This is a genomic window from Anatilimnocola aquadivae, from assembly GCF_049819085.1.
Classification (GTDB): Bacteria; Planctomycetota; Planctomycetia; order Pirellulales; family Pirellulaceae; genus Anatilimnocola.
On sequence record NZ_CP187419.1, the window covers coordinates 5,295,294 to 5,311,152 of the forward strand.

At 57.6% G+C, this 15,859-nt stretch carries 14 protein-coding genes; 8 read left to right on the top strand and 6 right to left on the bottom strand.

What is annotated here, in order from left to right:
* Positions 1-28: 28 nt before the first annotated feature.
* The 4 genes from NA78x_RS20915 to NA78x_RS20930 are packed head-to-tail and all read right to left on the bottom strand — an operon-like array spanning position 29 to position 2,873.
* The gene (locus NA78x_RS20915) at positions 29-883 is read right to left on the bottom strand and encodes a hypothetical protein (RefSeq protein ID WP_425614319.1); all 855 of its coding nucleotides are present in this window, start codon (positions 881-883) and stop codon (positions 29-31) included.
* Positions 884-885: 2 nt separating this feature from the next.
* Positions 886-1,674, bottom strand: coding sequence for an indole-3-glycerol phosphate synthase TrpC (gene trpC / locus NA78x_RS20920; protein WP_425614320.1), 789 nt, complete (start codon positions 1,672-1,674; stop codon positions 886-888).
* Between the two features lie 3 nt (positions 1,675-1,677).
* Positions 1,678-2,106: an RrF2 family transcriptional regulator gene (locus NA78x_RS20925; protein WP_425614321.1), complete on the bottom strand. Its 429-nt coding sequence runs from the start codon at positions 2,104-2,106 to the stop codon at positions 1,678-1,680.
* Entirely contained in the window at positions 2,103-2,873 is a 771-nt protein-coding gene (locus NA78x_RS20930) for a phosphoadenylyl-sulfate reductase (protein WP_425614322.1), read from the bottom strand. Before NA78x_RS20930 ends, NA78x_RS20925 begins: the two co-directional genes overlap by 4 nt.
* 443 nt (positions 2,874-3,316) lie before the next feature.
* On the opposite strand from NA78x_RS20930, the gene gap reads away from it, so the two are divergent.
* On the top strand, positions 3,317-4,366 hold the full coding sequence (gap, locus tag NA78x_RS20935) for a type I glyceraldehyde-3-phosphate dehydrogenase (protein WP_425614323.1): 1,050 nt from the start codon (positions 3,317-3,319) through the stop codon (positions 4,364-4,366).
* A gap of 541 nt (positions 4,367-4,907) precedes the next feature.
* Here the strand turns inward: gap and NA78x_RS20940 are convergent.
* Positions 4,908-7,544 (bottom strand): alpha/beta hydrolase-fold protein, encoded by a 2,637-nt coding sequence (locus NA78x_RS20940; protein WP_425614324.1) that lies wholly within the window; start codon positions 7,542-7,544, stop codon positions 4,908-4,910.
* 442 nt (positions 7,545-7,986) lie between these two features.
* On the opposite strand from NA78x_RS20940, the gene NA78x_RS20945 reads away from it, so the two are divergent.
* A complete protein-coding gene (locus NA78x_RS20945; RefSeq protein WP_425614325.1) occupies positions 7,987-9,369 on the top strand; it encodes an IS4 family transposase in 1,383 nt (460 codons plus the stop codon).
* A 42-nt stretch (positions 9,370-9,411) separates the two neighbouring features.
* Here NA78x_RS20945 and NA78x_RS20950 read toward each other — a convergent pair whose 3' ends face one another.
* On the bottom strand, positions 9,412-10,770 hold the full coding sequence (locus tag NA78x_RS20950) for a DUF4912 domain-containing protein (protein WP_425614326.1): 1,359 nt from the start codon (positions 10,768-10,770) through the stop codon (positions 9,412-9,414).
* 740 nt (positions 10,771-11,510) lie between these two features.
* Between NA78x_RS20950 and NA78x_RS20955 the strand changes: the two genes are divergently transcribed.
* The 6 genes from NA78x_RS20955 (at position 11,511) to atpH (ending at position 15,777) form a co-directional block, all read left to right on the top strand.
* Positions 11,511-11,768 (top strand): hypothetical protein, encoded by a 258-nt coding sequence (locus NA78x_RS20955; RefSeq protein ID WP_425614327.1) that lies wholly within the window; start codon positions 11,511-11,513, stop codon positions 11,766-11,768.
* Complete coding sequence (locus tag NA78x_RS20960; RefSeq protein ID WP_425614328.1) at positions 11,752-12,249, top strand: hypothetical protein; 498 nt, start codon at positions 11,752-11,754, stop codon at positions 12,247-12,249. The genes NA78x_RS20955 and NA78x_RS20960 overlap by 17 nt, the downstream gene beginning before the upstream one ends.
* A gap of 39 nt (positions 12,250-12,288) precedes the next feature.
* Entirely contained in the window at positions 12,289-13,869 is a 1,581-nt protein-coding gene (locus NA78x_RS20965) for a F0F1 ATP synthase subunit A (RefSeq protein WP_425614329.1), read from the top strand.
* A gap of 61 nt (positions 13,870-13,930) precedes the next feature.
* Positions 13,931-14,239, top strand: a complete 309-nt coding sequence (gene atpE, locus NA78x_RS20970; protein WP_425614330.1) for an ATP synthase F0 subunit C — start codon at positions 13,931-13,933, stop codon at positions 14,237-14,239.
* Positions 14,240-14,301: 62 nt separating this feature from the next.
* Positions 14,302-15,081 carry a F0F1 ATP synthase subunit B gene (atpF, locus tag NA78x_RS20975; RefSeq protein ID WP_425614331.1) on the top strand — a complete coding sequence of 260 codons (780 nt, stop codon included), beginning with the start codon at positions 14,302-14,304 and terminating at the stop codon, positions 15,079-15,081.
* 72 nt (positions 15,082-15,153) lie between these two features.
* Positions 15,154-15,777 (top strand): ATP synthase F1 subunit delta, encoded by a 624-nt coding sequence (atpH, locus tag NA78x_RS20980; RefSeq protein WP_425614332.1) that lies wholly within the window; start codon positions 15,154-15,156, stop codon positions 15,775-15,777.
* Positions 15,778-15,859: the final 82 nt, after the last annotated feature.

A 15,859-nucleotide genomic window follows, 5' to 3' on the forward strand; every position in this document is an offset into this window, starting at 1 on the left:
CTTGCGTTTTAAGAATGTCGTTAATGGCCTAGCGGGCTGCCGGCGCTTCGGGCTTCTTTTCAGGAATCACCGAGAGGTCGCCGCCGGCACGCATGGTGATCAAATACGACGCGCCCTTTTGCAATTTGATCGAAGTGGCCAAGCCGTGGGCAGCACGAATTCCCAAGTCTTCAGCCAGTTGCTTGTTGTTGGCGATGTTCCAGAAATCGCCCCAGATCTTCTTCTCAAGGTCGGTCATCTTGCCGCCCCGCGCGTAGGCTTTCGGCCGCGTGCCGACTTCATCAAGCGGAAAGCCATCGGCAGGCTGCTGCTTATCGCCAAAGATGCGATGAAACAGAATCAGCGAGGTGCCTCGTTCCAGGTCGGCATGTTCGATGTACTTGTCGTCGAACTTGACGATCCAGTTATCGATATAAACTTGTTCGCCGGGAATGCGAAACTCGCGCGGCGTATCGATGGGGTCTCCCTCGTCATTCACTTCGGTGAATTCCACCAGCGAATAAATCTGGCCGGTTCCCTGATCGGTCTCTTGGTTGATCACCGTCAGACGGGCCAGGCGATAATCGACTTTGATGAGTGCGAGGGTTGTCTCCAGCCGCTCGACATCTTTGTTGAGCGCATCGATTTTGACGACCTGCTCTTTGATGGTGCCGTCTTTGACAACAATCTCGGCAGCGGCAGCATCGAGATTCCTCTTGGTCACTTCCAATTGCTCGTTGGCAGCGCGCAGTTCTTCAGCACTCTTGCGGGCGGCAATTTCGTTCTGGTTGAATACGGTATAGCCAAACCAACTGGCCACACCGACCGCGCCCAGCAGCACGGTGGCCAGCACCGTGCGAATGAAGCTGTTGATGGTCGATAGGTTTTCCATCGTGGATGGCATGACTAGGCTCCCGTACCCAGAAGTTCGCGAACGGCAGCGGCAATGTCCGGCTGACGCATCAGGCTCTCACCTACCAGCATGGCATCGACGCCCGCCGACTGCAAACGTAGCACGTCGTCACGGGTATGGATGCCACTTTCGCCGACAAACACACAATCGAGCGGAACTCTTTCGCGCATCCGTACCGTGCGACCCAAATCGGTGATAAAGGTGCGCAGATCGCGATTGTTCACACCAATGAGCTGTGCCCCAGCGGCCAGGACACGGTCGAGGTTCTCTTCGTCGTAAAACTCGACCAGCGGCGTCAAACCAAGCTCAACGGCTTCGTTGTGCAACTTGCGCAGGTTGCAATCGTCGAGACACTCAGCAATCAGCAGGACGGCATCTGCCCCCGCCGCGCGAGCTTCGAGCAATTGATACGAATCGAGAATGAAGTCCTTGCGCAGTAGCGGCAAGTTCACGGCGGCACGAATCTGCTTCAGGTACTCCAGGCTGCCTTGAAAAAAGTGCTCGTCGGTGAGCACGCTGAGGCAGGTAGCGCCGGCCGCTTCATACGCACGGGCAATTTCAACCGGCTGAAAGTCGGCGCGAATGACGCCTTTGCTAGGGCTCGCCTTTTTCACTTCGGCGATGAGCTTGATCGGACCATCGGCGGCAAGCGCGGCGAAGAAGTCGCGCAGCGGCGGAGCATCAGCTACAGCCGCGCGCACTTCCGCTTCGGGTCGAGCGGATTTGGCGGCAGCAATCTCTTCACGCTTTTTGGAGACGATTTTGTCGAGGATGTTGGTCATGGATTAAATGTAGTACATCCCTTCGCCTTGTTCTTTCAACTGTTGCACCAAGTCGGCAAACGAGATGTCGCTGAGCATTTCGCGCTCCTGGCGGGCGACATCCTGCCAACGATGCAGCAGGATCTTGGCAGTGGCGGAAGGATGCTCGGCGAACGAACGAATGGTGCCCGATTGGCTATCGACGACGGACATCACATCGCCGAGCGAGATCTCGGCCGGTTCGCGGGCTAATTGATATCCGCCCGAGGCCCCGCGCGTGCTGTTCACCAGGCCAGCGCTCTTGAGCTGCAATAGAATCTGCACCAGAAACCGCGAGGGAATGCCGTGCGAATCGGCAATTTCGCGAATGCGCACCGGCTCTCCGCTGTCGTGGCGGGTAGCCAACTCCAGCACGGCAATGCAGGCGTATTCGGTCTTGGCCGAGACAATCACTGGCTATGCAATCCGCATTCGGTCTTAGCCAGGCCGCTCCAGCGACCGGCACGTTCGTCTTCGCCAATGCCGACGGCTCGTGTGCAGGGCCAGCAGCCAATGCTCGTATAGCCCGAGTCATGCAGCGGGTTGTACGGCACGTTGTGCTGGGTGATGAAGTTCCAAACCAGCTTCTTCGTCCAATTGGCCAGCGGGCTGATCTTTACCAGACCGAACTTCTTGTCCCAGCCCACAATGGGAGCCTTGGCACGGTCGGGGCTTTGATCGCGGCGAATCGCGCTCGACCAGGCATACATGCCCAGCGCCGATTGCTGGAGGACTTTGATCTTCCGCTCGAAGCAGCAGCGATCGGGATCGGTCCGATAGACCGGTCCGCCGTTGGCCTGCTCGAATTGCTCGACCGTGAGTTCCGGCTTCTTCAATTCGACTTCAATGCCGTACCGGCGTTTGATCTCTTCTCGCAATTCGAGCGTCTCTTGGAACTGATAGCCGGTATCGAGATTGAAAATCGGCGTTTCCGGCGCGATCTCGGCCAGCATGTGAATGAGGACCATGCCTTCCGGACCGAAGGCCGTCGCCATCGTAAATTTGGGAGCATAGTGCTCGACCGCCCAGCGGAGAATCTCTGCGGGCGAAGCTGCTTCGAGTTGCTGGCTGGCGGCATCGAGTTCGGCTTGCAACTCGGGCGTGTAGACCAGTTTGCCTTCGGCGGTCTCCGCAGGTGGATTGACCACGCGCAGCACAGGAGTCGTCGACGGAAGCGACATAGCGGATAACGATGATCTGGATAACGCAAGACTCATGTCGGTGGTTCCCGGGGCTCGAGTCGCCAACCACGGTTGCGGGGCAATGATACGAATGTTGGTCATGAAAGTCAACAATCGGTTCCGCCCGCCCTATTCATCGGTTGCAATCGTAGCGGTTCTGCAAATTAGCCAGCTTGGCGATCGCAGAATAAGACGAATTCCGGGCTGTCGAGCAGGTGCTTGCCACCCGCCAACTCATTCAACCAGCGGGCGGGCATCCATAAGGCCTTACCAATTGCCGTAAAACGGCAGTTGTTGGCAAGTGGCGGACCATTAGAGCGAAAAAGAGAATAAGGGCGGAATATCTCGCTTCCCGCGGCATTTCGGCCCCTTGGATGCCGGATTCGCTGCCGATAGAATAACGCGAAATCACTCGTTTGCCAATCTTCTCCGGAGACTATTTCATGGCGGTTCGTGTCGCAATCAACGGTTTTGGTCGCATCGGCCGCCTGGTGTTCCGGGCCATGGTGGAACAAGGCATCGTGGGCAAGGAAGTGGAAGTCGTCGCCGTTGGCGACATCGTTCCTGCCGACAACCTCGCCTACTTGCTCAAGTACGACTCGATCCAGGGTCGTTTTGGCGGCGAGTTCAGCTCGAAGAAGTCGGCTGCCGACAAGGCTGAAGACGATGTGCTCGTCGTAAACGGCAAGGACATTGCCGTCGTCAGCGCCAAGTCGCCTGCCGAGTTGCCTTGGAAGGCCATGAATGTTGACGTCGTCATCGAATCGACCGGCCTCTTCACCGAAGCCGAGAAGGCCAAGGGGCACATCACCGCCGGTGCCAAGAAGGTGATCATCACCGCGCCCGCCAAGGGCGAAGACATCACGATTGTGATGGGCGTCAACGATGAGAAGTACGATGCCAAGGCTCACAACATCGTCAGCAACGCTAGCTGCACGACGAACTGCCTCGCTCCTCTCGTCCACGTGCTGCTGAAGGAAGGCTTCGGCATCGACGAAGGCCTGATGACCACCGTTCACTCGTACACGGCCACGCAAAAGACCGTTGACGGCCCGAGCAAGAAGGATTGGAAGGGTGGCCGCGCTGCCGCTCAGAACATCATCCCCAGCACCACGGGTGCCGCTCGCGCCGTCGCTCTCGTATGCCCCGAAGTGAAGGGCAAGTTGACCGGCATGGCCTTCCGCGTTCCTACCGCCACCGTTTCGGCCGTCGACTTGACCGTGAAGACCGTCAAGGAAACCAGCTACGCCGAAATCGCCGCAGCCTTCAAGCGGGCCAGCGAAACCTACCTCAAGGGCATTCTCGACTACACCGAAGACGAAGTGGTCAGCAGCGACTTCATCCACTGCAAGAGCTCGTCGATCTTCGATAAGGGCTCGGGCATCGAACTGAACAGCAAGTTCTTCAAGCTCATCAGCTGGTACGACAACGAATGGGGTTACAGCAACCGCGTTTGCGACCTGCTGAAGCTGATGATCAGCAAGGGGCTGTAAGCCTCGCCTGTTCGCCCGCAATTAAAAATCCAAAGCCCGGCTGGAAGCAATTCCCGCCGGGCTTTTTTGCTTTATCCGATTGGCAACTCTCGGGGAAAATAGCCGAGGCGTCGCCGGAACTGCGTGAGTACCGCTTTTTGCCGGCCCACCTTCCAATCGACGTAAATCTTCGTTTTGGTGGAGTCGCTTGGAAAACTATCTTCACAAACCAGAGAGGTTTGTGAACGCGACCTGCAGTATCTCTCGGGTGCGGCGCGCCTGAGTGTTCACAAACTCCCGGGGTTTGTGAACACCCCCCATTTTCGCTCGTTGGGACTTACGTCGATTCAGCCAATCTCAGCGACCATTTTCGCTGTGCGATTCAACCAGGATTGCAAAGACCGATCGGCACCGCGCGCGGCACCTCCACCCATTAGATGCCGCCCCCGTGACTAGTCTGGTCCGACGTCGGTGAGAATTCTGACGCTGTCATGCCAGCAGGTCATTTGCGCCGGATCGCAGTTGGGCGAGTGACTTTGCAATAAACGCTTAACACGACAAGCTACCTATCGTTACTGACTTTTGCCCAGAAGGGGTGCTGCCGGTCGGCGCGAGTGCGGACGTCTTCGAGCAGCACGTTGACGTCGGGCTGGATGTTCACAAATCGCTTGCCCCGGAATGTAACGAACGGCTTGGCGTTGAAATTGATCATCTCGGGCGATAGATACACCGTCACCTTAGCAGCCGACGTATCGACCGAAACGCCATTGGTAGGCAAGATCGAGCCTTCTGCCTTGGTCGCCAGCACACCACGGCCTGGTGGCCATTGAATTGGCATCACGACGCCATTGGGTGGCATGCTGTCAATTTCGAGGTACCAAAAAAAGTTATCCCAGGGGCGCAGCGAATTTGCCTTAAAGCTCTTGGGAAAGAAGCTCCGCCGGTGGAAGTTCATCCATTCAAACAGGTTCTGAATCTCGTCGTGAAAGTGCTCATGCCCACGGCCCTGCATCTGCACGACGATGGAATCGTAGCCAACGTACTTCAGGTACTTTTCCCAGTCGGGCGAGTTCACTTGCCACTTATCGCCGTCCTTCTCACCGCAGACAAAGTACATAGGCAAGTTGCGGCCATTCTCGTTATAGCGCGAGATGTACTTGTCGGCGCGGGGGACGATCGGCATCACGCCGGCCCAGAGATCGGGATGGGCCAGACCAATATCCCAAGCGGCATCGGCACCCATCGAGTGGCCACTGAGAAAAACGCGATCGGTGTCGATCGAGAACCGGCGAGTGGCATCGCGCAGAGACAGCAACACCGCCGCGTGCTCGCGAATCGAGTATTCGTACTCGCGCTGATGTTCGCGAGTCCAAATCGGGGCGATCACGATGTAGCCGTGACGCGTGGCCTGGCCATAACGCATGCCAGCCTTGCCAGAGTGAGGTCCTGCCCACCAATCGACCTGCTGCAGCGGAGTCGTGCCAGCACCATTGAGCGAGATCACGACGGGGTAGCGGCGATACGGATCGTACTCGGGCGGCAACTGCACGTAGTAGTTGATGATCGGATCTTCGGAGATGCCCGGTGTCTGGATCTTCATCAGGCCCGCGATTCCGTCAACGATTGGCTGGGGGCCCATGGGACTGCCGTCGCGATTGTCGACAGGCTCCGGCAGCAACTTGTTGACTTGCAATTCGCCTGGGGGAATCGGCTTGGGCTTTAGTTCCCGGTTGAGCAAGTCGCCGGGCATGGGTTTCGCGATTGGTCCGGCAACTACGGGAGCCAAAGGCGCGACGGCGGGCGGCACAATCGCCGCGCCGGCAGCAGGCGCTGGGGCAACTGGGGCTTCCGCGGCGGGTTCGTTGAGCGGCTCTTGAGGATTGCTGTTCGCAGGATACGACTCCAGTGGCGGCTTCATGTGCGCGATGATCTTGGCGATGTACTCGGGCGTGCTACCTTCCAGGCTCTGCATGTCGGTGACGATCACGTCGCGGTCGGCCTTGCGAGTCGCGCGCATATAGGCTCGAATTTTCTCACGCACCTCGACGAGCGACAGCGTGACAGCGAGGTTTTCGATGCCCGAGCCATTTCCCATTAGCCAGCCGCTGAGGGCCAGCGACAGCTTTTGGTCGGGCGAACTTTTGTTGTCATCGGCCAGTCGCAAATAGTCAGCCATCCGATCGAGCGAATGGATGTTCATCTCGGTCGAGATCTCTTTACAAACAAGCATCGCCCGTTCGCGGGTGGCTTCGTTGGCAATTAAGTCCACGTGCTCTTTCATCAACGACAGAACACGCTCGCCCTTTTCTTTGACGGTTGTATATTCCGCGAGCATGTCGCGCGACTTGAAAACCGTTTCGCCAGCATCGACTTGCCCCGCTGCTCCCTCTACCGGGAAGTTCGTCAGCATGTTGACGGCCAATTGGTGCTGGCCGGAATCGCGTCGGAGTTGAATCTCTTTGAGCAGCATGTTCGCGCCCGCAACTCGCAGCGCCTTCACCTGCTCTTGCAAGGCAAGCTTGGGGAAGTCGCGAATGGTCGCTTCAAGTTCCGCCCGCGCGTCCTGAATGCGCTGGGCCTGCAGATAGAGCTTGACGATGCTCAGGCGCTGATCGGGATTCTTGGGATCGATCCGATGCATCAAGATTTCGCTGAGCGTTTCGCGCGGGATGGAGCTGGTGGCGATCCGCATCGACCAGACGTATTGGTAACTGCCGCGCGTAAGTGCTTCGACCTTGGTATAGCGGGGCGTGATCTCCGTAATGCCCTGAATGACTTCGATGTTCCCCTTCGAGCCGGCCATGATGAACGTCCGGCGACCGTATTTGTCGAACGGCGTAACCTTCACGATGGGGCCCACCGAAGCAATGCCGGGACCGGCTGAAGCAACCGCTTGCTGCAGCTTGATGCGCTCGAAGCCGGCCAGTGGAGAATCGCCGAAGGTCAGTACTTGCTTCTGACCGACAAAGACGCGCCGCAAGTCGTCGTCGATGATGACGATCTCCTTCGTGGCCACATCGCCGACAGTGTTTCCGGCCAGCGGATTGGCGCCGAGGTTGCCGAGTTTATCGACGCTCCCCTCGAAGCGCATACCGTTCTTGAGGGTGATTACTTCGGCCGAGGCGCAGAGAGGCTGAACCAGATTGGCAATCAGCAGCAAGACAAGAAATGTCCGCCGCAAAACATGGAGGTCGTGCATTTACAGCCACTCCTATCGGCTGAGAGACAGCCCTGGCCAGTCGACAAGCCCGCACCCTTCTATTGTGACCAGCAGACGGGGCAAGTCAACGTAAGTGACACAGCCCGTGACCAGAAACGCAGACAGCCGCGACATTTCGTCACGGCTGTAAGGGTTGTGTTCAATCCGTAGGATGAAGCCATGCTTCGTCCAAATCGCGTTACCATCAGGACGAAGCACGGCTCTCAGTATTACCCACATTTACGTTGGAATTGCCACGGGGGTTTGGGTGAGCCGGCATTGCATGATAGCGGAGGCAAGTCGGGCCGCGGCGGATAGTTGTAGTTTTTGCGGGCCAAGTCGTTGCGATTTTCGTACAGAGTGAATCGTAGCCCCGGTTGTGTGGGGCGGCAGGGTCGGCGGCCAGGGAGGCAAAGTCCGGCAGTGGCAAGGATGTGCGACGATGTCGGTGGAACTTGACGTTGAGGCGTGGGCTGAGCAGCAGTTTGGCCGTTGTGATTTGGGTGACGCGCGGCGTACGCGTCGGATCGTTCGCACGGCGGCGTTGTGTGCGGCCGATCCCAGTGGGACCACGCCCGAGCAGACCGAAACCTGGGAAGATTGCAAAGCGGCGTATCGGTTGTTCGATACCGAGGCCGTCACGTTCGCGGGGATCGCCGGTCCGCATTGGGAACAGACGCGAGCTCGGACCAGCGGCCACTATCTGCTGATTGGCGACACCACCCTGATCAGCTTCGAAGGCGACCGTCAAATTTCAGGCATGGGCATCATCACCAGTGGGAATGCCCAGGGCTTTCTGCTGCACTCGGCCTTGATGGTTGATGCTCGCGACGGCGAAGTAATTGGCTTGGCAGGTCAAACCATTCGCTATCGCCAACGTGTGCCCAAGAAGGAACCAGGAAGCGTGCGTCTGCAGCGCGATCGCGAGTCGGAGATTTGGGGTAAAGTGATCACGGCTGTTGGCGCCCCGTCGAATGAGCAGGTGCGCTTCACGCATGTCTGCGATCGGGGTGCGGACAATTTCGAAGTCTATTGCCATTGCCTGCTGCAGGGCGCGGATTGGGTTATTCGCGCGAAGAGCCTCACGCGCAAAATTTACGTTGCTGGGCAGTTGCTGCCGCTCGCCGATCACTTGCTGACGTTGCCCCTGGCAGGCACCTATCCGCTGGAGATCAAGGCGAATGCGAATCAAGTGGCGCGGACCGCGACCGTGGAAGTGCGCTGCGGACTGATCGGCATGCCGGAACCACATCAGCCCGGCCGCTTCACTCAGGAATGTGGCATCACCTTCTTGACGATGAACGTGATTGAAGTGAAAGAGGTCGATCCGCCCCGGGGACAAAAGCCGTTGCAGTGGGTGCTCTATACTTCGCATGCCGTGACGTGTTGGGAAGACGCCCTGACGGTGATTGAATACTACGAACGCCGCCCGCTGGTCGAAGAGTTTCACAAGGCGCTCAAGACCGGCTGCCGCATCGAAGAACGGCTGTATGAAACCGCGCCACGCTGGGAAAACGTGACCGCCCTGCTGTCGATTATTGCCGTTCGACTGCTGCAACTGAAGACGATCGCCCTCAAAGAACCGAATCGCCCGGCTGCAGCGTTGGTCCCCGCGATCTGGCTGCGGATGCTAACCGCCGTGCGTGGCCGCAAACGTCAGCCGATCGTTACCGCCCACGACTTCCTCCGCGCGCTCGCCGGCCTGGGCGGTCACCTCGGCCGCAAACACGATGGTGAACCCGGCTGGCTCACCATCTGGCGCGGGTTCGACAAACTACAACTCCTGCTGCGCGGCGCAACTACCATGCAACGAAATTGTGGGTAATACTGAGAGCACGGCTTCATCCCACAAAATTAGCACCTCGAACTAGTCGTTTTGTTCGCGGACCATTGGCTCGAGAACTTTGGTGTTCCGTTCTACGGCGATCACCACAGTCCGTTGTTCGACACCATCGGCACTGCTGGAGACGACCGGCAAGACCTGACGCTTGTCGGGCATGCTCAGGCGGATGGTAAAGCTGCCATCGGGTCGCAACTTGACCGGTTCGCCAGCTAAGGTGACGCGAGCGTCGGGCTTGGTGTTGCCGAACACGATCATCTCGGCGTCAACATTGAAGCGGAAGTCGCGATGCTTGTTCATCACGCGATCGGCCCCCACGCCAAAGTTGTTGCCCGTCGGCGAAACCATGGGCCGCTGCAGACGTTCTTCGAACAGTTCCTGCAGCTCACCGCTGGAGCTTTCTTCCGAGTAGCCGCCGCTCAGGGCGTAGACCTTCTCGTAGTTCTCAGCGATGTCGGTCCAGTTTTCGTCAATCGCGTCGGATGTATCCGGCGGTGGTGTCGAAACCGAGTTGCTGCGGCAGATCGAAAAGAACTTGCCATTAACGGCAATGTAGCCCAGATCGGCGCGGTAGCTGTGCGGAGGATTGGGAACGTCGATATACCAATTGGTGACGCCGCCGTGGACGTCGATTTCACGCACCACGCGTTCTGCTGTGCTCGTGGTAGAGCCGCCATCAACTTCCATCAAACGCAGGATGGGGCGGGCTGCATGCCATTGTTCGGCGAGAGCTGCTTCGGCGCGTTTCACGCTCACGCGAGTCACTTGCCAAGAGACTTGCAGCCAGTAAGGATCGCGGACCATCAACACGATGCGGTCCTTGTCGTTCCCCTTCTTGGCGATCGTTCCAGCCTTGGTATAGGCGGTGGAAAGATCCTTCAATCGTTCGCGAAAAGCGTGTTGCTCGTGAATCCGGGCACTGATCTTCTCTTGAGCCTTAGTGGGGGCAGGTGCTTTGACTTTGCTAGGGGGCTTATGAACACCATTGCTATGTGCGACGTGAGCCTTGCCGTTCGCTGGTCGCGGTGGAGCCTTCGGAGCGGGCGATTTCGGACCAGGAGATTTTCGGTTCGCTGCAACCCCTTGAGGTTTAGCGGCCGTGACTTTCACGACGGTCTTCGTTGCGATTGGCTTGGCTGGGCTTGGCTTAGGAGCCGCCTTAGCAGCCGTAGCTTTGGGTGCAGCCTTCGCGATAACCTTCTTGGTGGCAACTACTTTCGCAGGTGCCGCCTTCGGTTTGTCTTTTTTCGGCTTGGTCACGCGCAGCAGCGCTTTGACGAGCTCTTCTTTACGCATGGAGTTGCCGACGGTCACACCATTTTTCTTGGCGAGGCGCGTAAGATCTTTGATCGATTGGCTTTTCAGCGAAGAAGCGGTGGTAATCAAGACGCTAACCTCCATCCTCTGCCGGGCAGTTTGCTTGCAGGAAGCAACGCCAGGATCTGGTGTTCAGCGCCATCCGTGACAGGTCGAAATCAAAGGCAACCAACGACGGAACTACGTGCCCGCCAAGCTTTAACGCTCATGGTCGCCAAGCTGCCAATCTCCATTCGTGGCAGCAGGCCAAGGGTTGATCGGTTTGCCTGAAACAGATTCTGTCAAGAGTCTGAATGTGCCTCTGCCAGCATCAACTGCCGCGAGTCACGGGCCGATCAAACTTGCTCCGTTCAATGTAATTGAACTGCTTCGCAACTGCAATCTCCCCGCAGTCGGAAGACTCCGTTTGTGGCGGATAAACTTCCCTCGTGCCATCGTGTCGTACCTGCAACGCGCATAATCGGAAGTTAAGGGAAAATTGACACAAACCAATCAACGGCCATGGATAAGAGTGCCCAGAAGGCACTCTTTTGGAGGTTTTTGCTAAAAAGCGAACCTCATTCGGGGTCGCAAGTCTTTACTATTAGAACGGTTGCGGCTCCGGTGACAGACTTTGTGAAAAATTACACGAATTACCCCGTCCGCTCGGTTGACCGCTGCTTTCACCCTAGTTACATTTACCCTCTTTCCCCAGCCGGTTACGGAATTGTCATTCCACGGCTAATTTCCCTAGTTTAAGTCCCAGCTGAGTTTGTCGGTCGGCCACCAATCATCGCGCTACTTCCCGCTCATCTCCCAGGCGGTGTCTTGTGCGTCCTTCTGATGCCCAAAACTCCTACGGCGAGCTGATGCAACTGGCGGTTTCGGCCAGTTCCATTGTCGGCGGAATGGTCATCCCAGGTCTGATTGGTTGGTACATTGATCGTCAACTCGGTACGCAGTTTTGCGTTCTTTTGGGATTAGGACTCGGGGTGGTCGTCGGCACCATTCAGCTACTCGCCTTGGCCAAACGTGGGTCCAAGAAGAAACAAGCTGACGAGGATCCTGATCGTGACGCAGGCACGTGAAGCTGCTGCTCAGCCCAACTCGCTCTTTCGAGGTTGGGGCAGCGCGTGCGCGATCTTTGTGACGTGCACCGTGCTCGCTACAGGTGGTTCCTTTCTGGTCGCAAACCTGCTTGGCGGCGAGCGGATCATTGTCGGTGCGATGGTTGCCTGTGCCCTCTGCTGGGGCGCTGCTTTGCTGGGGCTGATGTTGATCCTGGGGGGCAAGGTGCTCGGCCAAGGTTTTGGCGCGACCCTGTTTGCCATGATGATTCGTCTGGCAATGCCCCTGGGAATTGCCGTCTACTTAACTGAACAATCGCCCTTCTGGGGTGAAGCAATGTTGTTGCCGTTTTTGCTTGGTAACTACTTCGTGGCCTTGATCGCCGAGACCGCCCTAGCCATTAAGTTGCTGGGTGGCGAGTCGCCGTTCTCGAACAAGCCAGCTGCGAAGAAAAGCGATCCAGCGACCAGTGAGTTGGCTGGCGGCAAACTCGCTCCCTAACGAATTTTCACCTGACGCTACGGCGTATGTAGACATCTTATGGCTGACCCCATTCTCCACATCAAAGACGCGTACTTCTTCGAAGTTCCGAAGGTCCTGTGGCCACGGGATTTTAAGTCGAAGGAAGACGTCGCTAAAGTCAGCCCCGTGTGGGTGGAACTCGATAGCCAATTTCAGGATTTCGAGTTTCACAAGCAGTATCACGAACTTGAACGCTTGGGCGTGAAGTTGCCGCCCGAGGCAACAGCCCACGACGATTGGCACCACTGGGTGCACGGCGATCATGCCCATCACGGCAAGCCCTTCGATGAGTTTTTGGAAGCCAAGTATCAAGCCAAGAAGGCGGAGTTTTCTGCTTGGAAAGCCAAGCAAGTCGAACTGGCCTCGAAGGAACCAGCCGCTCGGCAGGCCGAGGCTCGCCGAGATGCCAACAATTTGACGCTGGATGCCTACCTGCGATCCGCGGATAACAAGCCGGGCGACTACGACGGCTTCATCGCCAAACGCGATCACAGCTCGTCGTTCTTTGATACCTGGGCCGAATGGAATACTGCCAAAGAACAGATTGCCAAAGACGGCGTCAGCGAATTCGTTAAGTCGGAAGCTCCCGCAGATCAATGGAGCGAAGCCAAGCTGCAAGGCTATAGCAACAATCTGGCCGGCAAGATCTTGATTCCCCAACCCTTCGGCCGCTTGCGAAATTTGCATGAGCCCGAATCGGGACTCACCATTTCGAAGTACATGCTGATCGAACTGGCCGTCGCGTTTATCATCGCCGTCCTGTTCAGCTGGCTGGCCCGCCGCGTTATCGCAGGTGCCGCTCCGAAGGGGCGAGTTTGGAATCTGCTGGAATCGTTTGTTGTCTTCATTCGCAAAGGCATCGCCGAGCCAGCCATTGGTGGCGGTCATCATGACGAACATGACGACGTTCCCGTCGAGCATGGCCACAAGGTAGACGCTGAAGGTCACGCCATTGCGCATGCTTCCGCACACGCTCACGAACATCACGATCACGCCGCTCCTGCTCACGGTGCCAAAAAGCACGTTCACGAGCACGTCAGCCCCGCGACCAAGTTCACTCCGCTGTTGTGCACGATCTTTTTCTTCGTGCTGGGCCTGAACTTGGCCGGCATGCTGCCCTGGGTTGGTGCCCCTACGAGCACTTGGGGCGTGACCGCTGCCTTGGCCCTGGTGACCCTTGCCACTGTGTTCGCATCGGGCATGGCTCAGTTCGGCTTCCTGGGGTTCTTCGCCAACCAGATTCCAACCATGGACATGCCCTGGTATTTGGCGATGGTCCTGAAGCCGGCCATCTTCCTCATCGAATTCGGCGGTTTGTTCATCAAGCACGCCGTGTTGTCCGTTCGTTTGCTCGCCAACATGGTTGCCGGCCACTTGGTGCTACTGGCCATCATGGGCGTCGCCTTCGGTGCCCAAGCTGCCGTTAACTTCACCGCGCCCGATGGCACTGTGGGTGCCATGTGGTGGGTCGCTGCCACAGCGGCGGTCGTCGGTTGTGCCCTGCTCAGTCTGCTCGAACTGTTTGTCGCCTTTCTGCAGGCTTATGTGTTCACGTTGCTCTCGGCACTGTTCATTGGTGCCGCGATCCACAAGCACTAAAGCTGATTTTGATTTCCCTTTCCTGGTAACGCATATTCGTTTCTGCTCAAGGAGTTTTGTTGTGAAGAAGACCGCTCTGCTGACCGCCCTGTTTTTCGCTCTCGTCCTCTGCGCGACTCCTGGTTTCGCTCAAGAGACCGCTGTAGTTGTCGAAAAGGCTCCACTGATCCGCTTCGACCGCTACTTCGGTGCTGCGATCACGACTGTGGGCGCTGCCATGGGCATTGGCAAGCTCGCCAGCTCGGCTCTCGAGAGCATGGCCCGCCAGCCTGAAGTTGCCGGCAACATTCAAACCGCGATGATCATCGCCGCCGCTCTGATCGAAGGTTTCACCTTCTTCGCACTCGTCGTTTGCTTCCTCGGTACATAAGTAAGCGGCAGTTAGCGTCGCTGCTTTGTCTGCGCTCTTTGTGGGTCGAGGATTGGTTAGCCATGTTGCGAAAGCTCTGTTTGTCGGTCATCGCTTTGTTCGCGCTAGTCGCCGTAACGGGCCTGCTGCACGCTCAGGAATCGAAAGAACCTGAAGCCAAGCCAGCTGCTCCTGTCGAGGCAACGAAGGACGAAGCGGCCAAGGGTGAATCGACCAAGGCCGATGCGCCAGCCGAAACGAAGGCTGACGATAAGAAAGCCGACGATCACGCCCATTCGCACGCTGCTGGCGAACATGCCCATCACGATGTGCATGACAATACGCACGCCAATGCGACGGCTGGTCTCTCCGCACCCCAAGAGATGCGGTTCGATCAGGCAATTGCCACGTTCGTCATCTTCCTGTTGTTGTCGCTGCTGCTGGCCAAGTTTGCATGGGGGCCCATCACCTCGGGCTTGGACAAGCGCGAAGCGCACATCGCCGGAATGATCGATCAGGCTCGCTTGGCCCAAGAGCAAGCCGAGGCTCAGTTGCGATCGTACGAGGCAAGGTTGGCTGCGGCTGCTGAGGAAGCTCGGCAGATTGTGAGCCAGGCTCGCACCGATGCCGAAGCAGCCAAGGAGCGGATCCTCGCGGAAGCGAAGGACGCCGCCACCAAGGAACGCGATCGCGCGGTCGATGATATTACCAACGCCAAGAACGCTGCCCTGCAGCAAATTGCCGAGAAGAGCGTGAACACGGCCATCTCTCTTGCCAGCAGCATCGTGCGGCGAGAGCTTAAGCCTGAAGATCACGATCAACTCGTCACCGATGCCCTGGGCAAGTTCTCGAAGCTGAACTAGTCCCGCACTGGTTCGCCCGCTTCCGTTCGATTTGATTTTGTTTCTGTTGATGATTCAGCAAGGCAGCACACGATGACTGACACCGAGAAATCGGAAAGCACGTTTGACGCAGGCCGTCAGCGATTGGGGCAGATTTACGCCCAAGCGTTGCTCGGTGCTGCCGAAGCGGCAAAAAAAGCCGACAACGTGCTCGAGGAACTCGAATCGCTGCAGAACGACGTCCTGAAAAAAGTACCCACGCTGCGAGTGACGCTGGCGTCTCCGCGCGTTGGTCTCGATGAAAAAGTAGCGCTGCTCGACAAGGCCTTTAAGGGCAAGATGAGCGGCGTGCTGATCAACTTTTTAAAGGTGCTCGCTCGTCACGGCCGGTTTGACTGCATTGCCGATGTCACGCGAGCCTATCGCAAAATCCTCAGCGAATCGCAAGGCAAAGTCGAGATCACCGTTCGCTCGGCTGCACCGCTCAGCAATCCGCTGCGGGAACGCATCGCGGCTCGCCTGGGCGATGCCCTGAAGAAGAAGGTCACGCTCAATGTCGAGATCGACCCCGATTTGCTCGGCGGCCTGGTCGTTCGCATTGGCGATACCCTGTACGACGGCAGCGTCTCGACGCAACTCCAACGAATGAAGACGGTCGCTCTGGACCAGACGACTCAAGCCATTCGCGATTCGCTCAGTCGCTTCACTGCAACGTAGTTGCCCCGGCAGCACCGCCACGTAATCCCCCGAACACTCCACGACAACGCACGCATCACGAACACATCCCGCCACTTGCTGC